Annotated in this window: 12 protein-coding genes; 6 read left to right on the forward strand and 6 right to left on the reverse strand. The window is 64.7% G+C overall.

The features are described 5' to 3' along the window. Positions 1–115 precede the first annotated feature (115 nt). Genes V1479_RS24525 through V1479_RS24535 form a run of 3 tightly spaced genes read left to right on the forward strand, consistent with a single transcriptional unit; the run spans position 116 to position 13,476 of the window. Complete coding sequence (locus V1479_RS24525; protein WP_368805159.1) at positions 116–6,613, forward strand: hypothetical protein; 6,498 nt, start codon at positions 116–118, stop codon at positions 6,611–6,613. Between the two features lie 7 nt (positions 6,614–6,620). Further along, positions 6,621–10,304 carry a hypothetical protein gene (locus V1479_RS24530; protein ID WP_368805160.1) on the forward strand — a complete coding sequence of 1,228 codons (3,684 nt, stop codon included), beginning with the start codon at positions 6,621–6,623 and terminating at the stop codon, positions 10,302–10,304. A gap of 1 nt (position 10,305) precedes the next feature. After that, positions 10,306–13,476: a phospholipase D-like domain-containing protein gene (locus V1479_RS24535; RefSeq protein WP_368805161.1), complete on the forward strand. Its 3,171-nt coding sequence runs from the start codon at positions 10,306–10,308 to the stop codon at positions 13,474–13,476. A 228-nt stretch (positions 13,477–13,704) separates the two neighbouring features. Here the strand turns inward: V1479_RS24535 and V1479_RS24540 are convergent, their stop codons facing one another. The 6 genes from V1479_RS24540 to V1479_RS24565 form a co-directional block, all read right to left on the reverse strand. Beyond that, positions 13,705–14,439, reverse strand: coding sequence for a FadR/GntR family transcriptional regulator (locus V1479_RS24540; protein ID WP_438620884.1), 735 nt, complete (start codon positions 14,437–14,439; stop codon positions 13,705–13,707). Between the two features lie 6 nt (positions 14,440–14,445). Further along, positions 14,446–15,426: a galactofuranose ABC transporter, permease protein YjfF gene (gene yjfF / locus V1479_RS24545; RefSeq protein WP_368805163.1), complete on the reverse strand. Its 981-nt coding sequence runs from the start codon at positions 15,424–15,426 to the stop codon at positions 14,446–14,448. Further along, positions 15,423–16,412 carry an ABC transporter permease gene (locus V1479_RS24550; RefSeq protein ID WP_368805164.1) on the reverse strand — a complete coding sequence of 330 codons (990 nt, stop codon included), beginning with the start codon at positions 16,410–16,412 and terminating at the stop codon, positions 15,423–15,425. Before V1479_RS24550 ends, yjfF begins: the two co-directional genes overlap by 4 nt. After that, entirely contained in the window at positions 16,409–17,953 is a 1,545-nt protein-coding gene (ytfR, locus tag V1479_RS24555; RefSeq protein ID WP_368805165.1) for a galactofuranose ABC transporter, ATP-binding protein YtfR, read from the reverse strand. The genes V1479_RS24550 and ytfR overlap by 4 nt, the downstream gene beginning before the upstream one ends. Before the next feature lie 72 nt (positions 17,954–18,025). Continuing rightward, positions 18,026–18,982: a galactofuranose ABC transporter, galactofuranose-binding protein YtfQ gene (gene ytfQ / locus V1479_RS24560; protein WP_368805166.1), complete on the reverse strand. Its 957-nt coding sequence runs from the start codon at positions 18,980–18,982 to the stop codon at positions 18,026–18,028. Between the two features lie 84 nt (positions 18,983–19,066). Beyond that, positions 19,067–20,059: a LysR substrate-binding domain-containing protein gene (locus V1479_RS24565; protein ID WP_368805167.1), complete on the reverse strand. Its 993-nt coding sequence runs from the start codon at positions 20,057–20,059 to the stop codon at positions 19,067–19,069. Between the two features lie 174 nt (positions 20,060–20,233). On the opposite strand from V1479_RS24565, the gene chvE reads away from it, so the two are divergent. From chvE to mmsB, 3 genes are all read left to right on the forward strand, one after another. Then, positions 20,234–21,304 carry a multiple monosaccharide ABC transporter substrate-binding protein gene (gene chvE, locus V1479_RS24570; RefSeq protein ID WP_368805168.1) on the forward strand — a complete coding sequence of 357 codons (1,071 nt, stop codon included), beginning with the start codon at positions 20,234–20,236 and terminating at the stop codon, positions 21,302–21,304. Between the two features lie 79 nt (positions 21,305–21,383). After that, complete coding sequence (mmsA, locus tag V1479_RS24575; protein ID WP_438620886.1) at positions 21,384–22,949, forward strand: multiple monosaccharide ABC transporter ATP-binding protein; 1,566 nt, start codon at positions 21,384–21,386, stop codon at positions 22,947–22,949. Continuing rightward, entirely contained in the window at positions 22,919–24,121 is a 1,203-nt protein-coding gene (mmsB, locus tag V1479_RS24580) for a multiple monosaccharide ABC transporter permease (protein WP_368805169.1), read from the forward strand. Before mmsA ends, mmsB begins: the two co-directional genes overlap by 31 nt.

A 24,121-nucleotide genomic window follows, 5' to 3' on the forward strand; every position in this document is an offset into this window, starting at 1 on the left:
CCGCTTTCGCCTTGCCCACGATCAGGGTGACGGCAGGCTGCGCTTCCTGCTTTTGTCGAGCGGTGTCGAGAGCCTCGACGACCCGACTGACATTGCCACATCCGAATTCATATCCATGGTTCCACCCTATGCGTTCGTAAACGGCACCGACATCGGCATCGGATTCCGTGGCGGGACGCTGGACCTGTCCAGCGAAAGTACCCCTCCGGACGTATTGGAGCGGATCGGCGTCGGCGACGATTGGCAGGGCATTTACCTGCCGGAACTGCGCGTGTTTGTCTCCGGCGGCCGCAACGGTTTCGCGTATCAGTTTGGCGTGCGCGACTTCCTCTTCGGCTTCGGTCCAAATGGCGGCATTTCGGGCGACTTCGAGGGCAGGATTTTCAACCAGGGCAGCGGTGACCTGACGGTGGGCGCACGCTTTTTCGACGCCTCCGGCCGGAGCTTTGGCCTCCTGGAGCGGGACGGCGCGACCGCCTCCGCCGTGGTGCCGCCGATCACCCGGATGGTCGTGGACGTTGAAGGTGGGCGCACGCCCTATGCCGTGTCAGTCGCTGTCGACGGTGCGGCGCCAGCAACCGGTCGGATCTTCGAGATCGATTTGTCGGCCAATGCCACGGCCACAATCGCGATTGCCGTATCGGATGCAACGTCGGGCGCCCCGGACAGCGCCGCGCTGACGATCGCTGCGCGCAGGGGCGATCCACGCACCATTGTCGTCACCCCTGGCACCGCCGCTGAACCAGCCAAGCCGGCGACGATCGCAGTTGCCGCGGGCGCGAACCCGCGCATCGTCATAAAGGAGCAGAATGATCGCTTCGTCACGCTGACCACAGAGCCTCTTGAGCGCGACGTGCGATGGTCGCTTGACGGCGGCGCCGAAACAACACCGCGACCGAATTTCACAGTAGAGGTCGTGGCCGGTGCCTCACACCAGATTCGCGCGAGCATCCCCGGCATGACGGTCGAGGCGATGCCGGTCTATTTCTATTTCGACCTCCCACCGAAGCCGGGCGCAGGCGCGGCTGAGCCACAGATCCTTGCCTCCGTGCTGCCGGAAAGCAACGACCAGGTGTGGACCAGCCTGGCGCGCGGCAGATCGCCAGGTTCTGGTCGCGAGACCGGCGGCCACCGGCCCCTGACGGGCGGCAACCATCCTGCAATCTTCGAGGCGATCGATCCCGCCGTCACGCAGATCCAGATCGTGGGGTATGCCAGCTTCGAGGACGATGAGAGCAAGCTGGAGCACAATTACCAGCTGGCTCGCCGACGTGCGATTGCCGTACGCGAACTGATCCACCATCACTACCCTGGCCGCTTCTCGCCCAGCATAGACCCCGAGCCACCGGTCAAGGAGAGCTACGTCGCGCTTCCTGCCTGGAAGGCTGCCTGGATGACGCACAAGTCGCCTTCCGATCGTGACTGGTGGAAGGCCGAGATCAAGTTCAATCCTGACCCCAGCCGTCCGCCACGCGCCTCTGATGCAACATTGACCCGTGATCCGTCCGGCGGTGGGACGCCGCCAGTGATATCGGTCATTGACCCGCCAGTTCCGAACCCACCGCAGCGGCCCGACTGGTTCCGCAGCGCGGGTGTCAAATTGCGGGTCATCGAAAGCCGCTTTGTTGCGATCCAGATCGACGGCGAGATCGATGTTCAGACTGCCGCCGAGGAAAAACTGCGCAATACCGGCCAGGTCCAAGGGCAGCCTGCCGAACGTGTTCGCACCCTGCAACGGGGTGTGCCGCTTGCGCCCGACAACCCGGGTGACGGCATCACCGCGTTCCGCTTCCTGCTGCAGGAAAACGAGATGACCGGCGAGACGGTGGTGTCGTTCTCGATCGGCGCCGACCCGTCTGACACCGATGGCCTGCTCGCCGTCGGTTGGCTTCCCGGCGAGGCACGGACGCAGAGTTTCTGGCGCGACCTGCTGGGCTCTTACATCTCGTTCTGGCCGCTGCTTGCCAAGGCTGCGGACCGCGATGTCGGCTCGCCGGTCGATGCCGTGATCACGGGTGCCGAGCTGGCCCTTCCACCATTGATCGCCGCGCTGCCATGGTTCACGGTCGAACGCGTCATCCTGCACGGTGCTGAGTATCTGGCGCGCTGGCATGTGGCTGGCAGCGAGGGCAACATCTATTTCGACCTTGAGGCGTGTTGGTCGGCGTCCCTGCCTTCCGAGAATGACTGGCTTGTCCGCATCGATCCCGCCGCACCGCTCTCCGTCCGCTACAAGGCAATCGGCGTGCGGCTTTCCGACTTTGACGATGATGGTGCTCCGATCGCGCCGCGTTACGAGTTCAGGCCGGTCTTCGACAGTTCGCGCGGCTACACGATCGGCCTGCAGAACTCCGGCGGGTTGATGCTGCGCCCGCCCTTCGACCGTATCTTCAAGATACTCGGCGCGCGGCTCTCACGCATCAATCCGATGACATTCGAGGTCGAGATCGGAATGGGTGTCGATTTCGGGGTCGTCTCATTCGACAGGCTGGGCATACGTGCCTATCTCGACCAGCCCCGACCACCTGAGATCACATCCATCGGGGCACGTGTCGACATTCCCGGGGCACTTGTCGGCGACGGTTACCTGTCCATCAGCAAGACCAAGATAGGAGGCCAGATCGACCTGACGGTCCGCGCCATCGGGTTGCGCGTCGCTGGCGCGCTTGAAATCGCCGACATCTCCGAAGCCGAAGGCGGCCCAGCGACCGGGCTCTTCGTCGGCCTTGACCTCCTCCTGCCAGTCGGCATCCCGCTTGGCTCGACCGGCCTGGGGATATTCGGCTTCCGCGGCCTGTTTGGCATGCACTATGCACGCACGCCGATCGGCGCTGACAAATCGGTTCCATCTATCGAGTGGCTGAAGGCGGCAAAGGGGCGACCGAACCTGCTCAAAACCGAACCTGCTCAAACGGAAGAGGAAGAGGGGGAGGAAGATAACGGCGTCATTTTGTGGGAGCCGCGGATCGACCGCTGGTCGTTCGGTGTCGGGACCATAATCGGCACCATGGAAGGCGGTGTGCTCCTCAATCTTGATGGAACGCTGCTTCTAGAACTGCCGGGGCCAAACATCCTGATAGCGCTCAATGCGCGCTTTCTGACACCGCCGCCAGCGATGGAGGAGGCCGGAGGCGTTGGTGGCGTCCTGGCCGTCCTGGAGATTACCCCGCAGCACATTGCGATCGGCATCTACGCCACCTACGAGATCGAGAAGCTGATCGAGATCAAGATCCCGGCGGAGGCCTTTTTTTCCACCGGCAACCTGCGCAAATGGCACTTCTACCTCGGCTCCCGACCCGACATCCCTGGCCCTGGACCTGCAGTGGTGCGCGTACTCGGCATCGTCGACGGCACCGGGTACCTCATGGTGCGCGGGGAGGGGCTTCCCGCCTATAAGGCGCTGCCGGCCATTACCGGCTTCGGCATCGGCATCGGGGCCGGGGCCTCGTTTATCTGGGGCGATACCGACATCGGTCTCTATCTCAAAGTCGGCGGCGGCTTCGACGCGGTCGTCGGCTTCGACCCGATGCTGATCTCCGGCACCATGAGCGTCTACGGCGAACTTCGCCTGTTCATCGTTTCGGTCGGGGCGGATGCCCACCTGACAGTAACGGTACGTGAGCAGAATGGCCCCCTGCCAATCGCCGTTCGGGTCGACGGCAAGGCGTGCGGCCATGTCGATTTCTTCTTCTTTGAGATCAGCGAATGCGTGTCGATCTCTTTCGGAACGCCTGGGATCGAACCGAACGTGCCGGGACTGATCGGCAAGGTGGCGCTCAAGAGCCGTTCGCCCGCATTGACCCAGGGAACCGGCGTCGACCGTCCCATCGACGGCAGTCTGGGCGATGCCCATGAGAGCGTCGGCGTGCCGGCGGCCAATGCGCCGCTGCCGGTGGTGCCGATTGATTCCATCCCTGTCATCACCATGCTGGCGCCGCCGGTGATCGAGGGCGCCGCCTTCCTCGGCACGACGCTCGCACCGCCCCCGAACTTGGACATGACGGACAACGGCTTCGTCGATCGCGGCGGGGAGCGCTATCGCTACGGGCTGCAGGTCCTCGAACTCGAACGCATCGCGCCGGACGGGTCGGTGATCGACCCGCCCGTGCTCGGCATCGGAACGCCGACGCGCTGGTGGACGCAGCAGGGTGCGACGGGCGATCCCTCGGCAGCGCAACTTGCGTTGCTGACATGGGACCTCGACCCCGCGCCCAAGGCCATCGAGACCAGCGACAAGCGCACCGAGACGATCCGCGACCGCTGGCAGACGGTGTGCGACGACGCCGCGCCGCCGGCCGCCGTGCTGTGGACGTTCCGCTTCGAACCGCTCGGCCCGAGCACGTCCGGCTGGGATCTTGCCGGCATCGCCTGGCCAGACCCGGACGGCACGCGGCGGTCCGGGACGGCAGACGCCAGGCTCTTCGTGCACGAGAAATGGCGCAGCGGCATCGCCTGGGTGGACGCCGCACGCGGCATCGTGCCGGCGATGGTGGTGGGAGGTGCAGTTCCCTGCATCCGCCGCACGCGCCCGCTGCGTGACCTGGCCGAGATCGTGCGTGTCGGCGGCCGCGGTCCGGTCATGCGCGAGGAGGGCGCAGGTGGGCGGGACGGATTCTCGCTTGCGCCAGACGACACGGTCCTGGCAGCACTTGTGGGCTCGGACGAGGTCAAGCCTTTCAGGGTTCCGGAGACTTTGCACGCCAAGGCGCTTGCTGACATGACGGCAAGGCCGCAGCGCGACCAGTTTGCAGCGATAGCCGCGCTCGGCCGCGGCGAGCAGGTGTCTCGCGCTGACATCCTGGGGGCATTTTCGCCGGTCGGCACGTTGGTCGCGGGCGAAAAACGCGCATGCGAAGCGCGGGTACTGCAATCGCCTCAGCTTGACGACGGGACCCTCGTGCGCTTCGCCGGCCAGCTGAAGGAAAAGCTCGTCAAGGAAGCGCTGGAGAAGGCCGGCATCGTGCACGGGCCGCTGGACGACACGCTCGTCCTGGAGACGGCAGGGTTCGACCGCTTGCGTCTGCTGCTGTTCCTCACGCCGATCGACGAGGCGGCGACGATCGTCATCCGCGTGCTCGACGAGCAAGGCAATGAGCTGGAATCGCGACCCGTCACCTTCGACGATCTCGTGCCCCCGCGCGACCTCCCCGAGGAATGGACCAGGACTGACATGCCGTGGGCGGCCGGAATCACCGACGTGTTCGCCTTCCTGGAGGCGGAGAAGCGCCTCGGCCGCTACCGCGCGGCCCTGGTCGAACTCGGCCCACATGAAAAGGCCGCTCGGGTCGAGATCGGCGTGAAGCGCTCCGATCCGCAGCTTCGTCCGTTCCTGCTGCCCTACTATCTCGCCGCCATCGAACTGCTGCGCCTTTCCGAGAGGCTGCGCTTCGACCACGACACCACCACGATCGACCGCGAGCGGGAGATCGTGACCGAATCGCTCGGGCCGGCGAGCACCGACAACGCCTTCCTCTTCCCGTCCTCGCTCTATCGCTGCCGGCTCAGCTGGGCCGGGACCCGCAAGAGTTCCGGCAAGGCCCGACAGGGCGAGCAGAGCTTCTGGTTCCGCACCGATGCCGAGGCACCGGCAAGGCTGGACTCGTTCGTGCTGATGACCTCGCCGATGGAAGGCGAGACGCACTATTTCGGCGGCGAACCCCCGCGCCTCGTCTTCGCCACCGCCGACATCGATCGTCTCTACGGCGCCTACGGCAAGGAGCTGAAAGTCCGCTTGCAGGCGGCCTCCGGACGGCATCCGCCGGGACAGGATGGAACGGCGGGCCAGATCGACATCTCGGCCGCGACCCTCGCCGGTGCGGGCTCCCTGGTCCTGTCCCCGTTCGAAGACGCGCTCGTCGGCGTTCTTGATGGGCAGTGCATCGCGATCGACGGTGGCCGGACGCGCCAGACAGTGGTCGTGATCCCGATACCGCTGGAGCCTTTCACCGACTACATCATGGACGTGGTGGCGGTGCCGGTCGGTCAGCATGCGACGCACGAGACGCCGTTCATCTACCGTCGCCACTTCTCCACCGGCGGTCATGCCACGATGACGGATTTCGGCGTTTCGCTCGGCGGGCTGACAGTCGGCCACCGTGCCCTGCAGGCCGGCATGACCATGACGCATCTGGCGCCGTTTGCCGGCCGTGCCCCGATGGGCCAGGAACTCGACGAGGCTTTTGCCCGCGCCGGGCTCGATGTCGACGGAGCGCCGCGGACGCCGAAGGTGACGGTGCTATGGGAGCCAGCCCCCGGCGGCAGCCGACCGACGGCCATCCTCATCGATGCGGACGAACCGTTGTCGCGTGACAGGCTCTATCCTGAGAGTGTACCCGACCCGGACGGGCTCCCCGGCACGAGGCGCTGGAAACTTGTTGAGAAGGAATGGCTGGGCTTCCAGCCGGCGGCCGCAAGTGCGGGCCTGATTGAAGGTGCGCCTGTGATTGCCCCCGGCGGCCAACGTGCATTGATATTGCTCAGACCCGGCGCGCTCGGCAGCCGTATCCAGCTTGAACTGGTCCGTCGGCCGTTTTCCGAACCCTATCTGGCGGTTGCCGAGGAGCGCAGGATTGTTGTCGACCTGCAGCTTTCCCAGCCGCCGTGGGAAGAGTGAGATCGCCATGGAAGAGGAATTCATCCTCGATCCCGATCGCTTCCTGCTTGCCGCCGCGCTGGTGGACTGGGCCGCGCTTGCACGCCGCGACGAGACCCATATGGCGGCACTGAAGCAGAGCCGCGACACTTTGGTGCGAGGGGTGCAGCTGCGTTGGCTGCTGTCACCGGAGCTTGGTTACCCGACCGAACCCTTTGAAGTGTGGCGGCGGCCGGCGCTGAACGTACAGCTCGAAAAGGAGCTGCCGGTCGAGGACGAGACACTGATCGTCCAGACGCTGTTCAACTGGCGGGCCTTCGCAGCGCCGTCGCCAATGGTTTTTATCCGTGCAACGCTCCAAGTGACGGCACCGCAGGCTAATGTCATTGCTTTTGCCGGCGCGCCCTTCGGCTCGGCTGTCGTCGGCATCGAGACCGTGTCGAGCGGCTTCAGGACGATCTCGTTTTCCGCACCACAGATTGCCTGCCTGGTGCTTTTTGACGGGGTCGAACTCCTGCGCTGGGTCGGCATTGACGGCCAGGACGCCAACCGGGGTGAGTGGACGCTCATCGAGCGCGTTGGGCTGCCCGTCGACCAGGGCGAGTGGAACGGCGTATTCGGCCTCGACGCGGATCAAGGGCCAGCAGGCATGCCTATGCCGCCGGTAGACGCCGCGCTGTCGCGCTTTTCCCGGGGCGCTGCGCCGTTCGGATGGCAGAGCGCCTTCGCGCCAGGCCGTCTTGCCCCCCACTGGCGGAAAGCAGACCCCAAAGCCTTCCTCCGGGTTATGGAGGACGACGTCCTTGACGGGCTGCTGGAGATGGTGACCACCCGCCCGCCGAACCTGCACGGCACGCTGGAACGCTCGGTGGACCTGGCCGCCGAAGGCGGAGGGGAAGCTGCCGCGGCTACCTTCTCGCTGCTTGGCACGCTGATGTTCGCCGCTGCGACCGATCCTGTCGCGAGCCTGCTTGCCGGTTTTGGAACCGCAGTCGAGGAAATAGACATCCCGCCGATCTCCGTTCGCGACGTCGAATATTTCAACGATCCCAACAGGAGCGACAGCGATTTCCGCGTTACCGCGCGTTTTGCCAACGGGCTCGACGGTCAGTCTGACAAGATCGCCTTCGCTGCCATCGCGCTGTCGCCGCGCCGCGTCGTCCCGCCACCACCACCGGCCAATCTCAGTATTCTGCAGGAAGGGATGCGCTCGCCGCCCACGACCGATGGTGCATGGCGACCGGTGATGCGGTTGGGATGGGATCGGCTGCCGCCCGGTCTGCCGCTTCGATCGGCCGCCTACGCCCATGCTCGCAGCGTCGGCGGGGCCCGCACCGCGCAGGCGCTTATCCTGCCGCGCAGGGGCGACGAGGCGCTTCAGCCGATCGGCGTGACGACCGGCAGCGACGTACCTGCGAACGTGCCGCAACTGCGCGCCTCGGACGACAGCTTTGCCATACCTGGTAGTCCGGCCGTCGTTCCGCTTCTCTACGGCGTCGCCCATCAGGACATATTCGGTGTCTGGAGCGAGTGGCGCACCGCCCCGATTAATGTGCAGGAACCCCCCGTGCAGATCGTGCCTGTCTTGTCTGCGTCGCTCGACACTACGGCCTCCGCAGGACCCTGTCCGGCCTCGCTGACGGTGGAGTTTGCCTGGGACTGGGCAGCGCGCTCACCGGCCGATATCCGTTTCGCAGGGGTGCTCTACGCTCAGGCCCGTCGCGGCGATCCGCCGCTCGGGCCAGCAGCACCAATCGGCCTGCAGAGGAGCCTTGGCGGTGCTGCGGGTATGCCATTTGAGGTCAGGTTCGACCCCGCCGGCAACGCGGCCGTCGATGCCGGAGGCACGCTCCAGCATCTGAGTGAGGACGGTCGCGACATCATTGCTGGCCCGCTCAACGTTGCCGGCCCCCGCCGCTACCGGCTTCGCGTCGACGGCTTCTCACTCGATTTCAACGCCGCCGGGCACATCGGATTGGCGCTGTCGGCAATGGCGATCGAGAGGCGCCCCCCCGGCCGTGCTGGTGGTTGGAGTGCACCGCGCATCGCTTCGGCGTCGGACCCGAGGCCACCCGTCATCGCGACAGAACACGAAGATGTGCTGCTCGCCAGTATGGAAGACGCGGCCGGGCGCCATCATGCGCTTGTGACATGGCCCTCGGCACCTGGAGCGGCCGGTTATTTCATCTATGCTGCCCAGGAGGGAAAATTACGGGCCGACTGGGAACTTGCCGAGCCGCGGCTGGAACAAACCCTGTCGCAGCGCCTTGTTGAGTTGCGTAACGCCTTTGCGGCCAATCCGGCGAAGCGCTTCTTCACCCGGCTCAATGAGAGCGCAGTCAACGCAACATCCTATCAGGCAACGTTGCCCCGCGGCAGCAAGGAGATCCATCTCTTCCTCGTGGTCGGCATCAGCGCCGGCGGCGTGGAATCCGAATGGCCTGGTGCCGGGGATCCGATGCTGCGCAAGCGGCCCATCGCCTATGCCGCACCGCAGAAGCAGGTTCCCGACGCCCCGACATTGGAAGTCCGCCGCGTCGCAGATCCCGACAGCGGAACCGATGCCTTTCGCGCGGATATGCGGCTCACCACACTGCCGGGGGCGACGGTCGACCGCATCGACATTCACCGCGTTCGATCTGAAGCAGCCGCGGTGGAGCTGGATACCATGGGACCGCCGGTGATGACGGTGCGTAGCGGCGAGCCGAGCTGGACAATACGTGCGCTCCCGCCGCGTGGGGCCGTGCCGGGCCAGGCGATCGGCGTCGTCAATGGCGTGGACCGGCCGGCGGGCAGCTGGTCGCCGTTTTACTACCGGGCTGTCGCATGGTCACTGCCGCGGCCCGAACGTGGCCTTCTGGGTGGACGATCGAAGCCATCGGCAGCACGCAGTGTGATCATACCGCCACCTGGCCCGCCGGACCTCCAACCGCTTGAACATTCCTGGCCCGGTGGCGATATTGCTCTGATCGAAATTGCGACGGCGACGCCGGCTCCTATCGAGGCCACGACGCTCGGGGCGCATCGACTGCGCGTGGAGGTAACCGGTCTTGCTGAAAACGGGCCCGGAAGCGCGCTGTTCGCGTGGCCCGAGCTTGTCGATGGCGTGCCGGGAGACGGCTCGCTCCGCGCATTGCCGGCAGCTCCTCCAGCATCCGGACAGAGTGGCATCTGGCGCGAAACGCCGGATGATATTACGCGAATTCGGCTCCGCATCGTGCGTCCGAACGTGGATACCGCGCTGTCGGTGCGGTTCCAGCTCGACGATCCTCTTGGCCGCGCGACGGAGCGCATTGTAGCGGTGCCCGCAGGTTCGCCGCTTCCGCCGCTTGCCTTCGGCGTGGTTGCCGTGAGGCGCATTGCCGGAAAGGGGTTCATCGTCCGCGCACCGATCAACCTTCCGCTCAAGGCGCCTCCGGAAGCGGGATACCGACTCAGGGCTGCGTTCCGGCCGCACCTGGCTGTGCCAGGCCCGCTTCCGCGACCCATGGGGCGCGGGGTGACGCTGGACGTCGACTATGCCGACGTTCCGCAATTACGCCCTCTGGAGGACCCGTTCGCCGGCACGGTCCCCCTTCCGGTGCGTCGCGAGGCCGCCGGTCGAACGGGGGCGTTGCTATCCTTCTACCTGCGTGGCCAAGGCGGCAGTTTGCGTGCGACCCTCGGCGGCGTGGATGGAGCACCCGCGTCGTTCATGCAGGAGGTGCCTTGACATGCTGCCTCTGATGCCGGCTCAAACCGTGCTCACCGTAAATTCGGCAGCCAACGACCTGCAGGCGCGCGGTCTCGAGGCGATGGGGCTGGCTGCGCCTGCGCTAAGCCCGCTCTGGGCGGGATCGAACCCGGCGCAGGGCGACTACGATCCGACCGCACTGACCCTGCGCCTTGCGTCCCCGCGCGCACCTTTCATGGGCATCGCAACCTGGCTTGCCGCGCCCGCCATCTATAGTGATGTCAGCGGTCAATCAGTGACGGGTCCCGCCTTCGCGCTGACGTTACACCCGGAAGCCGCTCGTCGGCTTCAGGTGCTGGTCGACCTGCGCACCGGGTCCAACGTCTATCCCGTGCCCGTTGCCATGCTCCTGCGCGGCATCGCGCCGCCGTCCCCGCTGCCGCCCCCTCAAATCTATCTCGCAGGAGAAACACTTGACGACGGCACCGCCACCGTCAGCTTCCACGATGCGCGCGGGCTTCCCATAGATCCAATCGCGATGGCGCATTTGTGGAACGACCTGATGGTCTTTCGCGCCGCGCTACAGAATGCAAACACCTTCGCCGGCACACCCGCAGACCCTGGCGGCATCGGCTCAATGCTGGGCTTTGCCGCCGGCGATCTCTGCCACGTCGTAGATCCGCACGGCTGGCGCTATCAGGGCACACGCCCGGCGGCCACGTTGCGTGTACTTAACGGAGCGGGAGATGCAGTTCGCGATCTCGCTGCCGATAGTCTCGAGACGCTCGCCGCCGGGGAGACTTTCGGGCGCTCGAATGCGGATATTGCCGCGGTACCGGCCAACACGGTCCCTCCGCTGCGTTGGGGGTTCGCGCGCAACGGGACGCTCGGACAGGCACGACTTTCCGCGCCTGCGCTGCCTGCAACAGTGGGGCTCGGCCGCCGCTTCTTCCGGATCATGGCCGTCGATCTGGATTGGCATATCCTCGGCAATCGCACCATGGTGCCGATCGCGAGCGTCGCTGGCGCAGCGATCCCGGCGGAGGACGGCGGCACACCGCCGTTTCTGCACCCTGTCGTGCGAGATAGGACGCCGGGCTTCGCCTATCTCGCCGATGGCGTGGATGTGCTGGGCGCGATGGCTGCGATGACACAGGGCTTCGGCAATCCCAACGACCAGTTGTTTGCCGCCGCTGTTTCTCCGGCTCTGGATCCGGCGGTCCTTGCGCCGCCCGCACCGGGAGCGCAGTGGCCGGCCTTTCCGCCCGCCGCCGCGACCTCGGAAATCGTGCAGACCGCGGACCCGCGCCAGGGGCTCACTGCATCCTGGCGCGCGCCGGGCGACGGTCCGGGCGCGGTGCAGGACGTCGTGCTGACCGTCGATGGATCCCAATTGCCGCTCGGTGCTCACCTTCGCGCCTATCCGCGCCGCTTTGTCGAAATCGCCTCGATCGGCGAGCAGCCCTCTTTCGTACGCGGCGACGGCGGCGCGACCATCGTACAGGGAGGTCCCGCCAGACTTCTGCTGGTCAATCCATTCGGCCTATCGCCGGCCGAGCCGCATCCATCACCGGCGATCCTGATCGTCGACCTGGTGGTCGTTTCTCGCAGCGGTCGGCGCCGCATGTATTCCGGCGTCAGGCTGGAGGTCGCGGCCGGACCGGACGCTTTTGTACCGGACACCAGTTTCGGCGGCGTGCCATTGCTCGCGCCGGGCACACTGGTCGCCACAATTCTCGACGGTTTCATGACACGGTCGATCGCGCCGGTGCCGGCCTTTGGTCTGCCGCGTCCGCCTGCCTCCGCCGGACCTCCGACGAGCTTAACCGAACTTTTGCGACGATTGGCGAGCGACGAGCAGCCGCGGCAGGGACCGCGCCTTCCGACGCAGGCCCGCTTCGACACGCAATTCGTGATCGGCGTGTCGCCTGCACCTCCTGCAGGCAATCCGAACCCACCCTATAATTGGCAGGCGGTGACAACTGGTGCGCGATTGACCCCGGAGAGTCGCCACGCCCGGCCCGAACTCGCCAATGCCGGCCATCCCGCCGGACCGGACATCTTTGCCTCCGGAACGGCTTTTTCGGGCGCGCTGGCCCGCGACGCCGCACTGCATGCGATCAAGCGCGCACAGCCGATCTTCATTCCGACCGGGGGCACGAACTTCCGTGGCTGGCTCGCCACGACGATGGACGACAAATGGAATGATCCGCCCGGCCCACCGCCCGGTGGCACGGTGGCGGCCGCCGTTCTGGAAACGATTGCGCCCTTCTGCGACACGCCCGAGCTCGCTGCTGCACCCGCGCCCCAGCCCGGAGCAACCCTGCAGAACCTGATCAATCAGATCGCCGCCGACCTCGGCGTCCAGCCGCCGACCGTGACACTCGGCAATGAGCAGCGCGTCGTGCCCATCGTCCAGCGCGAGATCGCAACCGCGCGCTCCGGCCAGCGCGATGCGTTGTGGTCGCTGGCACGTGCGATCGGTCAGGCGCGTGAGTTGATCTACGTGGAAGGCCCCGCCTTTGCCCGCACGTCACGGCCCGACGGGCCGCCACGCCCCGACGAGATCGATCTCGTAAGCCTTATAGCGGTGCGGATGGCAGCCAATCCTCGTCTCAAGCTCATTGTCTGCGTGCCGCGCGAGGGCGATTTTGCGCGCGAGCGCCCGCACTGGACAGTGACCGCATTGCGGCATCGCAGCGAGGCGCTGGCAGACCTGATTTCGGTCGACCCTCGCCGGGTCGCCGCGTTCCACCCTATCGGGTACCCCGGCCGCGCCGCGGCCATCCGCACAACCACGGTGATCGTGGACGACGTGTATTGCCTCAACGGGACGAGCCATTTCCGGCGCCGTGGAATGACCTTCGACGGCGGGCTCGATGTCGCGTCGATCGATACCGCGATAGGCGAGGGGTATTCGGCCGGCATTGCGAACTTCCGGCAACGCCTGATGGCTGCCAAGCTCGGCGTGAACCCAGCAGCGACAGTCGCGGCGGCAACGGCGCTATGGATCAGGCTCGCAAAGCCGGAAAGCGCTTTCGATGTTGTATTCGACTTGCTGGCAGGTGGTGGGGCGGGAAGGCTCCAACCGATCTGGGCCGGGGCGGAGCCCGACAACATCATCCCGCAATCGGACGCGGTGGTCGATCCCGATGGCGTGGACACGGATTCGTTCCTTCAACTCTTCGCAGCCCTCATCGTAGAAGGCTGAACCGCACCGCCGTCCGGCGCCCCTTGATCGGCTTTCGAAAACTACCCGATGCCTCGCGCGACAGGATCTCGTTCTTCGAAGTGTTGTGAGGTGTAGGTGGATGCAGCACGAAAGGAATATACCGGCCCGTGATCGAAGGCGGATAGACCACCGGCTCAGCTTCTATCCACCACGTTCGCAAGACTGCTGCCTGCCCCGAAACAATGTTGGCGCGATGACGCCCTTCCATCAACGTCGGGGTGACAGCGCTCCGGTAATACGGTCGCGACCGACGACGATGACCCTGTCCATAGCTTCAGCCGCGTTTTCCGGATTCCGGGCCGCGATCGCATCCACGATGCGGCGGTGGGCAAGCGCGGTTTCCTGCTGGAGGTCGGGCTCGCCGAACGGCGAACTTAACCGGAAGCTCGTGGCCAATGCCGCCTCGATCAAGGCGCCGAGGGAATACATGAACGGGTTTCCTGAGGCGCCCAGCAGGGCCATGTGGAAGTCCAGATCGGCGAGCGCGAAACTCTCCATGGAATTTGCCTTCTCCATTTCCTCGACCTGCGCGTAGAGCGACCTGACCTCATCGCTGGACGCCCGCTCTGATGCAAGGCGCGCGGCGAAGGGTTCGAAGGACAGCCGCATTTCGGAAAGATGTTCTAGGAAGCGCGTATCCGTGGCGCTCTCCAGGTGCCAGGCGAGAACGTCCGCGTCGAACAGGTTCCAGTTGTTGCGGCCGGTGACGCGGGTGCCGATTCTGGTTTTCGGGACGACCATGCCCTTGGCCGCCAGTGTCTTCATGGCTTCCCGCAAGACCGTGCGCGACACCTTGAAACGCTGCGCGAGTTCTATGTCGCCGGGCAGGATGGTCCCGCTGATAAAGGTCCCGCCGACAATTGCGCGGCCCAGCTCGTCGACGACCCGCGAATGGCTGTTGCGCGGCGCGCTTCCCGAAATCGCGGATTTCAACACGTCCATTTCCTTTCAGCCGGATGCATGACCGGCGCCTCGTCTTCGATCGCCCAGCCAGACGAGAGCCCGCTGCAGCGCGATGAAGACGAGCAGGAGCACACCGATCGCGATCTTGGTCCACCAGCTTGAAAGGGTGCCGTCGAAGACGATGTAGGTCTGGATCAGCCCCATGATGAGGATTCCGACCAGCGTACCACCGACGAACCCGCTGCCCCCCGACAGCAATGTTCCACCGATCACCACCGCCGCGATCGCGTCCAGCTCGACGCCCACGGTCGCCAGCGAGTAGCCGGCCGATGTATAGATGGCAAAGACAATTCCTGAAAGGCCCGCCAGAAAGCCGGAGAGGGCGTAGACGGCAATCGTGGTCCGCGCCACCGGCACGCCCATGAGACGGGCCGTGTGCGTGCCGCCGCCCAGCGCGTACACGTTCAGCCCGAAGCGGGTGCGGTGGGCTATGACCATGCCTGCCACGAAAACCACCAGCATCAATATTCCGATGAAGGTCAGCCGCCCGCCGCCCGGTACCACCCAGCGCAGGCGCTGAAGGGAACTCATGACCTCGTTGTCGATCGGCACGCTGTCGATCGAAAGCACATAGGCCATGCCGCGCGCCAGGAACATGCCGGCTAGCGTCACGATGAAGGGCGGCATCTCCAGATAGTGCACGGTGGCCCCCATCGCGGCACCAAAGAGCGTGGTGATCGCAAGCAGCATCGCGAAGACCGCGAAGACCGGCATGCCGGTGTCGCGCAGAAGCACGGCGATGAAGACGCCCGAAAAGGCGATTACCGACCCGACCGACAGGTCGATTCCTCCCGACAGGATGACAAATGTCATGCCGACCGCGGCAATGCCGATGAAAGCGTTGTCCGTCAGCAGATTGCCGATGACCCGCGTCGACAGGATCATCGGATATTGCGAATAGCAGACGGCATAGGCGGCGATGAAAATGGCGATCGTGGCCAGAAGAGGCAGGAGGCGTTCGTTCATCCGTCGCGTCTCCAGGGTTTCAGATAGATCAAGGCGACGCGCGCCGCCGGCGACTGCACCACGAGGATGGCCAGTATGATCGCCGCCTTGATTACGAGATTGAACTCGGGCGGAAAGCCGGAGAGCAGTATGCCGGTGTTGATCGACTGGATGATCATGGCGCCGATAAGCGATGCGACCAGCGAGAACCGGCCTCCAAGCAGCGATGTGCCGCCTATGACGACCGCAAGGATCGCGTCGAGTTCCAGCCACAGGCCGGCATTGTTGGCGTCCGCGCCGCGAATGTCGGCTGCCACAATCATGCCCGCGATCGCGGCGCAGAGACCGGAGGTCATGTAGACCGTTACAATCAGCACCTTGGCGTTGACCCCGGCAAGGCGGCTCGCACGCTGATTGATACCAACCGCCTCGATCAGCAAGCCGAGCGCGCTGCGCCTGACGATGGCCGTCACAAGCAGACCCATCGCGAGCCAGATCAGCACAGGGGTGGGCAGGCCAAGCACTGTACCGGAACCGAGGAAGATCAGCCCCGGATGGTTGAAGGTGAGGATCGTGCCTTCAGTGATGAGCTGGGCTATGCCGCGCCCCGCGACCATCAGGATCAGTGTCGCCACGATCGGCTGTATCTTGAGCAGCGCGACCAGCATGCCGTTCCACAGGCCGCAGGCGAGCCCCGCCGACAGGCTGAGTGCCAATGCGGAGGGCAGGCCATGGCCTTGGTCGACGGCCCAGGCCGCCACTGCGCCGCAGATGGCCATCACGGCGCCGACCGACAGGTCGATGCCGCCCGTGGCGATCACCAGCGTCATGCCGATGGCCAGCAACGCGACAGGCGCGCCGCGATTGAGGATATCGATCGGGCTGCCGTAGAGGCGGCCATTTGCGAAAGACACGTCGAAGAAGCCGGGAAACACGACCGCAATGAGGAGCAGTACCGTGGCGAAGGTGACGAGTTGCGGCAGAAGGCGGCGGGCAAGAGCCATCATGTCGTCTCGTCCTCGCCATGGTCCGGCTGGTCGCCGGCAATCGCCTCAACGATCCGTTCGGCCGTGATCTCGTCGCCGATCAGCTCGGCGACATGGGCCCTGTCGCGCACGACTATCACCCGGTGGCTATAGATCACGAGCTCTTCCAGTTCCGAGGAGATCACGAGAAGCGACATGCCGGCTTCGCACAATTCCTCGATCAGCCTGATGATCTCCGCGTGTGCGCCGACATCGATACCGCGGGTGGGTTCGTCGAGAATGAGGAAATCGGGATTGGTGGCAAGCCAGCGCGCAAGAAGCACCTTCTGCTGGTTGCCGCCCGAGAGCTGACCGACCGGCTTTTCGGCATCGGACGTGCGGATGTCGAGCCGGCGGATGAAGTCGTCCGCCATCGCCTTTTGCCGGTGCGAGGGGATCGGCCTCGACCAGCCGAGCCGGGCCTGCAGCGCGAGCGTGATGTTCTCGCGCACCGAGAGCTCGCCAATGATCCCGTCGGACTTGCGATCCTCCGGCAGGAAGCCGAAGCCCGCGGCGATCGCGGCGCGGGTCGATGTGATGCGGATGGGTGTGCCGTCCTTCAAGGCCTCACCGGTGTCGGCGGGTTTTGCGCCGAAGATCACTTCCGCCGTCTCTGTGCGGCCCGAACCCAGCAGGCCAGCCATTCCGATGACCTCGCCGCGATGCAAAGAGAGGTCGAAAGGCTCGATCTGGCCGCGACGGCCGAAATGCGAGAAGGCAATTCGAGGCCTGTCCGATGTCGCGACGGGGGGCTTGCCGGTCTTTCGTGTTTCCTCAGACAGGTCGCGACCCAGCATCATGTTGACGAGTTCGACCCGGTCGACGGATGCAGTGTCTCTGCAGCCGATAAGCTGGCCGTTGCGCAAGACGGTCAGCCGGTCGCTGATGCGGAAGACCTGATCGAGGAAATGGGAGATGAAGACGATGCCCAGTCCCCGTTCCTTCAGACGTCGAATGGTGGCGAACAGCACATCGACCTCGTGCTGGTCGAGGCTTGCCGTCGGCTCGTCGAGGATCAGTACCTTGCCGGAAAGGTCGACGGCACGCGCGATCGCGACGATCTGCTGGATGGCGACGGAATAGCCGGCCAGTACGCGGGTGACGTCTATGTGCAGATCGTATTCGGCCAGAAGCTCCTGCGCCTGCCGGTTTCGCCGTGCCGATTGCACCAAACCGAACCGGCGCGGCTCGTGGCCAAGAAAGAGGTTTTCGGCAACGGACAGGTTCGGCAGGAGATTGACCTCCTGGTAAACCGTGCCGATGCCGAGATGCTGGGCGTCCAGCGTGTTACGCGGATGGATCGATCGCCCTTCGAGCCGGACGTCGCCGTCGTCGCGCAGATAGGCGCCGGTCAGGCACTTGATGAGCGTGGACTTGCCGGCTCCGTTTTCACCCAGGAGCGCGTGAACCTCGCCACGCCGAAGCGAGAAGTCGACCCGCTCCAGCGCCTTGGTGCCGGGAAAGGTCTTCGACAGGGCAGAGGCGTGCAGAAGCGGCTCGGGGCCGTGCGTCGGCTCAGGCATGGATCATCTTAGCGGGACAACGCCGACAAGTCAGGCCGGCAGCGAATGCCGCCGGCCCTGGTTGTGGCGGGCTCAGTAGCCGAGATCTTTCTTCTGCTCATAGATCGCCTGCGGATCGTCCGCCTGCGTGTAGAGCTTCGACTCGGTCTGGATGAAATCCGGCGGTACGGTGCCGTCGTTCCAGAAAGCAGCCAGCGCGTCGAAGGCGGGGCCGGCCATGTTGGGCGTCAGTTCCACCGTGGCGTTGGCTTCACCGGCCGCCATCGCCTGGAAGATATCGGGCACAGCGTCGATGGACACGACTTTGATGTCTTCGCCAGGCTTGAGGCCCGCTTCCTTGATGGCCTGGATCGCACCCACGGCCATGTCGTCATTGTGCGCGTAGAGTGCGCAGATCGACCCGGGCGCCTCGGCCTTGAGGAAGCTTTCCATGACCTCCTTGCCCTTGGCGCGGGTGAAATCGCCGGTCTGGCTGCGCACGATCTTGATGTTGTCGTGGCCGGCGATGCCTTCCTCGAAGCCCTTCTTCCGATCGATGGCAGGCGACGAGCCGGTCGTGCCCTGAAGTTCGACGACGTTGCAGTCGGCATCGCCGACCTCGCCTACAAGCCATTCGCCCGCGACCCTGCCTTCATGGACGAGATCCGAGCCGACGGCAGTAAGGTACAGATCCTTGCTGGAATCGACCATGCGGTCGAGCAGCACTACGGGGATCTCGGCCTCCTTGGCTTCTTCCAGGACGTCATCCCAGCCCGTTGCCACGACCGGCGCCAGCAGGATCGCGTCGACGCCTTGGGCGATGAAGGACCGAACGGCCCTGATCTGGTTTTCCTGCTTCTGCTGGGCGTCGGCGAATTTCAGGTCGATGCCGCGCTCTTCCGCTTCCATGCGCGTCAACGTCGTTTCTGCAGCGCGCCAGCCCGATTCCGAACCGATCTGCGAGAAGCCGACCGTCTGGGCGAGCGCCGCAGACGACATCAGGCATGCGGTCGCGAGCAGGCTCGCGCCGAGAGTCAATTTCCGGATCATGTGTCTCCTCCACAAGATGGGGCTGATTGCGGCCCACGATCCAGAAAAATCATATTATATTACTTTTGTAAACACGATTCCCCCTCACGCGTCGCCGATCGACTGAAGCCGGCGTGCGCGCTCGCAGATGAACGACCACAGCATGTCGGAGGCCGGTGAGAGCGGCTTGTTCGACGATCGCAGCACCGAATAGGACGACACGGCGAGCTCCTCCGCGACGGGGAGCGCGCAGAGCTTGGCGCCCAGCCCCTCAGGCCCGGCGAAGAAATCGATGGCTGCGCGGGCGAGCGGTGCGATGGCATTGGACTGCGATATGATGGCCAGCGTCATCAGCGTTGAGGATGTGCTGACGATGCGTTCCGGCAATTGCAGCCGGCGTTCGAGCAGATACGTCTCGACCGCGTGACGCAGCAGGCTGCCGACCGGTTGCAGCACCCAGTCATAGGCGATGCAGGCCTCGATCGAAGCGCGGCCGGGGCGCATCAGCGGATGGCCGTCGCGCACGACCAGGCTGACCGGTTCGGGACCGATTGGCTCGGCCGCGAAGTGGCTGTGGTCGAGCTCCTGGGGGATGCGGCCGATATAGAAGTCGAGCTTTCTGGCGAGAAGAAGCTCAGCCAGCTTGTCGCTGGTGTCGACGGAGACGTCGATGGTGATGCCCGGGTGGGTGACGCGTGCCTGCCGCAGCACGGGAAGCACCAGCTCGAGTGCCGGGCCCGTGACTGAGCCTATGGACACCGTGCCGCGAACCCCGGAGGCCATCTCGCCGATCTCGCGGTCGGCGTGGTCGAGATCGTCGAGCACCTTGCGGGCCCATTGCACCAGCGCCAGACCGGCCTGCGTCAGTACGATGCCGCGCGCGTGCCGCTGGTAGAGCGGGGCCTCGACGATCTGCTCCAGTTCGGCGAGCAGGCGGGACGCAGCCGGCTGCGACAGGGCAAGCTGGCCGGCCGCCGCGCTGACCTGGTTGGTCTCCCCGAGCTTGGCGACGAGACGCAGGTGGTTGAATTTCAGTCCTCGCCGCACGAGCCTGTCGGGGCTCGTCGCGTCACGTGCCGGCGTTCGGCGCCAATCCATCGTCATCCTCCCTGGATATACCGATTTGAGCATATCAAAGCGATCGATCTGAATTTGACGGTTATATCAACTGACCCCTATCGCTTGTAGGCCGATGAAACGATCGGGAGGAAAAAGCTGCGGCCGGCGGAAAGTCGGCGGAGCTGGCATCATCTGAATCGGGAGGATTCACCCATGCATTTCTTGAAGGCCGCCTTGGCGGTCACGGCTCTGTCTGCGAGCTTGATAAGCGCGCCCGCACTTGCCCAGGACAAGGGCTTCGTCGGCATCGCCATGCCGACCCAATCGTCCGCACGCTGGATTTCCGATGGAAACTCCATGGTCGAGCAGTTCAAGGAGGCCGGCTACGAGACCGACCTTCAATACGCCGAGGACGACATTCCCAATCAGCTCGCCCAAATTGAGAACATGATCACCAAGGGCGTCAACGTGCTGGTCATCGCGGCCATCGACGGCACCACGTTGTCCAACGCGCTTGCCAACGCCGATGCGGCCGGCATCAGCGTGATTGCCTACGATCGCCTTATCCGCGACAGCGAGCACGTCGACTATTACGCCACCTTCGACAACTTCAAGGTGGGTGTGCAGCAGGCCAACACGCTGGTCGAAGGGCTGGAGGAGCGTTTCGCCGACGTGAAGCCGTGGAACGTGGAGCTGTTCGGCGGTTCGCCGGACGACAACAATGCCTACTTCTTCTATGACGGTGCAATGTCGGTGCTTCAGCCGATGATTGATGCGGGCGATATCGTCATCAAGTCCGAGCAGAGCGGGATGCAGACCGTCGGCACGCTGCGCTGGGACGGGTCCGTGGCGCAGGCGCGGATGGATAACCTGCTCTCCGCCAATTACACGGACGACCGTGTGCACGGCGTGCTTTCGCCTTATGACGGCCTGTCCATCGGCATCATCTCCTCGCTGCGCGGTGTCGGCTACGGTACCGGCGACATGAAGATGCCGATCGTCACCGGGCAGGACGCCGAGGTTCCGTCGGTGAAGGCGATCCTGCGGGGTGACCAGTATTCGACCATCTTCAAGGATACGCGCGAGCTTGCCCGCGTCACGGTTGGCATGGTCGAGGCGGTTCTCAACGATGGCGAGCCCGAGATCAATGACACCGAAACCTACGACAACGGGGTCAAGGTGGTGCCGTCCTACCTGCTCGAGCCCCTGCCGGTGACCGAAGCCAACTGGCGCGAGGTGCTGGTCGACAGCGGCTATTACGAGGCCTCGCAGATCGAGGACTGAGCCAAGGGCAATCGCATCGAGGATCGGGTCCGCAGTGCCGGGCCCGATCCTGCGGCGCGGGAATGATGCGGCATACGCGATGAGCGACACCATTTTGGAAATGCGCAACATCACAAAGGCCTTTCCCGGCGTGAAGGCACTCGATGATGTAAGCTTCAAGGTCCGCCGCGGGGAGATTCACGCGCTCGTCGGCGAAAACGGCGCCGGCAAATCGACGCTGATGAAGGTGCTTTCGGGCGTCTATCCGCACGGTGAGTATGAAGGCGACATCGTCTATGACGGCGAGGTCAAGCGCTTCTCGGGCATCGCTGGAAGCGAGCGCGACGGCATCATCATCATCCATCAGGAACTGGCGCTGGTGCCGCTGCTTTCCATTGCCGAGAACATCTTTCTCGGTAACGAATGCGCGCGCGCCGGGGTGATCGACTGGCGCGAGACCAACCGGCGCGCGGGCGAGCTGCTGGCCCGCGTCGGCCTGCAGGAAACACCCGAGACGAAGGTGATGCATCTTGGCCTCGGCAAGCAGCAGCTTGTCGAGATCGCCAAGGCACTGTCGAAGGAAGTGCGCCTGCTCATTCTCGACGAGCCGACGTCGTCGCTCAACGAGAAGGACAGCGACGCGCTTCTGGCGCTGCTAAAACAGTTCCGTGAGCGCGGCATTTCCTCGATCCTGATTTCTCACAAGCTGAACGAGGTATCGAAAGTCGCCGATTCCATCACCGTCCTGCGTGACGGAATGGCCGTCTCGACGCATGACTGCGCGGCCGGCCCAGTGCCTGAGGACCGCGTCATCCGCGACATGGTGGGCCGTCCTCTTTCCGACCGGTATCCTCCGCGAGACCCGCGGATCGGCGAGGCGGTCATGGAGGTTCGCGGGTGGAGCGTGCACCACCCGATCGATCGCAGCCGCAAGGTGGTGGACGATGTTTCGCTGGTGCTTCGCAAGGGCGAGGTGCTGGGCATCGCCGGCCTCATGGGCGCAGGCCGCACCGAACTCGCGATGAGCCTGTTCGGCCAGTCATATGGCAGCGGCATTGTCGGCGAGGCGCTTATCCACGGGCGCAAGGCGGACCTGTCCACCGTTCCCCGCGCGATCGCCGCCGGCCTTGCCTATGTCACCGAGGATCGTAAGAGCTATGGTCTCGTCCTCGACCAGACCATCCGCCGCAACGTGCCGCTCGCCAACCTCAGCGCCATCGCGGTCAACGGCGTTGTCGACAAGCATCGCGAGGGCGAAGTCGCGGAGGACTACCGCACGCGCATCAACATCAAGAGCCCGTCGATCGAACAGCAGACGGTCAATCTTTCGGGCGGCAACCAGCAGAAGGTCGTTCTGGCCAAATGGTTGTTCGCCGATTCCGATATCCTGATCCTCGACGAGCCGACGCGGGGCATTGATGTCGGCGCCAAGTTCGAGATCTACACCATCATCCGCGACCTGGCGGCGAGCGGAAAGTCGATCATCGTCATCTCCTCGGAAATGCCCGAGCTGCTCGGCATCACCGACCGCCTCTACGTCATGAGCAAGGGCCGCTTCGTGGGGGAATTGCCTTCAAACGAAGCGACCCAGGATAAAGATCATGTCCTTGATCGTCAAGTCAGGTGGATAGAACCATGGACCAGACAGCCAATCGCGAGGAGATAGCCCATGCGCAGCCGCAGGGTCGCGCCAGCTTCCTGCGTACCCACATGCGCGAATACGGCATCCTGATCGCGCTGGTGGCGATCATGGCGTTCTTCCAGTTCGCCACCGGCGGTATCCTGCTGCGACCGGTCAACCTGACCAATCTGATCCTCCAGAACAGCTACATAGTCATCATGGCGGTAGGGATGCTGTTGGTCATCGTATCAGGTCACATCGATCTGTCGGTTGGCTCGGTGCTGGGCTTCGTGGGTGCGCTCGCCGCCGTGATGATCGTGCAATGGGACATGAATTTTGTGGTCGCGGCGATCCTGTGCCTGGCCGTAGGGGCTGCGATCGGCGCCGCGCAGGGCTTCTGGATCGCATATTACCGGATACCATCCTTCATCGTGACGCTGGCTGGCATGCTGGTCTTCAAGGGCCTGACGCTGTGGCTGCTTGCCGGCCAGTCGGTCGGCCCGTTCCCGCAAGCCTTCCAGCGCCTCGCCTCGGGGTTCGTGCCGGACTTTCTGGGCGGTACAGACATCAACCTGTTCTCGCTGGTGATCGGCGTGGCGGTTGCCTGCCTGCTGGTCTATCTGGCGCTGCGCGCGCGCCGGCAGGAGCAGAAGCGCGGCATCGAAAGCGAGCCGCTGACCGCATTCACCATCAAGAACGCGCTGATATTCGCGGCACTTGCCTATATGAGCTGGCTGATGGCCTCGTTCCGCGGCCTGCCCAACGTCTTCATCGTGATGGCGCTGCTGATCGCCGTCTATTCCTTCGTCGCCAACCGAACCACGGTCGGCAGGCGCATCTACGCCACGGGCGGCAACGAGAAGGCGGCGAAGCTGTCGGGCATCCGCACCGAACGGCTGGTGTTCCTGACCTTCGCGAATATGGGGATGCTGGCCGCGCTTGCCGGCCTTGTCTTTGCCGCGCGGCTCAATACGGCGACGCCCAAGGCCGGTCTCGGCTTCGAGCTGGACGTGATCGCGGCCGTCTTCATCGGTGGCGCGTCGATGTCGGGCGGCGTCGGCACCATCGTGGGCGCGGTGATCGGCGCCTTCATCATGGGGGTCATGAACAACGGGATGTCGATCCTCGGCATCGGCATCGACTACCAGCAGGTCATCAAGGGCCTGGTGCTGCTCGCTGCCGTGATCTTCGACGTCTACAACAAGAACAGGTCGTAA

Source organism: Neoaquamicrobium sediminum (assembly GCF_040970315.1).
In the GTDB taxonomy this organism is placed as follows: Bacteria; Pseudomonadota; Alphaproteobacteria; order Rhizobiales; family Rhizobiaceae; genus Aerobium; species Aerobium sediminum.

Bases quoted from the DNA above. Each gene is read 5' to 3' on its own strand.
- ytfR (WP_368805165.1), bottom strand. From the start codon at position 17,953: ATGCCTGAGCCGACGCACGGCCCCGAGCCGCTTCTGCACGCCTCTGCC.
- V1479_RS24540 (WP_438620884.1), bottom strand. From the start codon at position 14,439: ATGGACGTGTTGAAATCCGCGATTTCGGGAAGCGCGCCGCGCAACAGC.
- V1479_RS24535 (WP_368805161.1), top strand. From the start codon at position 10,306: ATGCTGCCTCTGATGCCGGCTCAAACCGTGCTCACCGTAAATTCGGCA.
- V1479_RS24550 (WP_368805164.1), bottom strand. From the start codon at position 16,412: ATGATGGCTCTTGCCCGCCGCCTTCTGCCGCAACTCGTCACCTTCGCC.
- V1479_RS24525 (WP_368805159.1), top strand. From the start codon at position 116: ATGGTTCCACCCTATGCGTTCGTAAACGGCACCGACATCGGCATCGGA.
- chvE (WP_368805168.1), top strand. From the start codon at position 20,234: ATGCATTTCTTGAAGGCCGCCTTGGCGGTCACGGCTCTGTCTGCGAGC.
- V1479_RS24530 (WP_368805160.1), top strand. From the start codon at position 6,621: ATGGAAGAGGAATTCATCCTCGATCCCGATCGCTTCCTGCTTGCCGCC.
- mmsB (WP_368805169.1), top strand. From the start codon at position 22,919: ATGGACCAGACAGCCAATCGCGAGGAGATAGCCCATGCGCAGCCGCAG.
- yjfF (WP_368805163.1), bottom strand. From the start codon at position 15,426: ATGAACGAACGCCTCCTGCCTCTTCTGGCCACGATCGCCATTTTCATC.
- V1479_RS24565 (WP_368805167.1), bottom strand. From the start codon at position 20,059: ATGGATTGGCGCCGAACGCCGGCACGTGACGCGACGAGCCCCGACAGG.
- ytfQ (WP_368805166.1), bottom strand. From the start codon at position 18,982: ATGATCCGGAAATTGACTCTCGGCGCGAGCCTGCTCGCGACCGCATGC.
- mmsA (WP_438620886.1), top strand. From the start codon at position 21,384: ATGAGCGACACCATTTTGGAAATGCGCAACATCACAAAGGCCTTTCCC.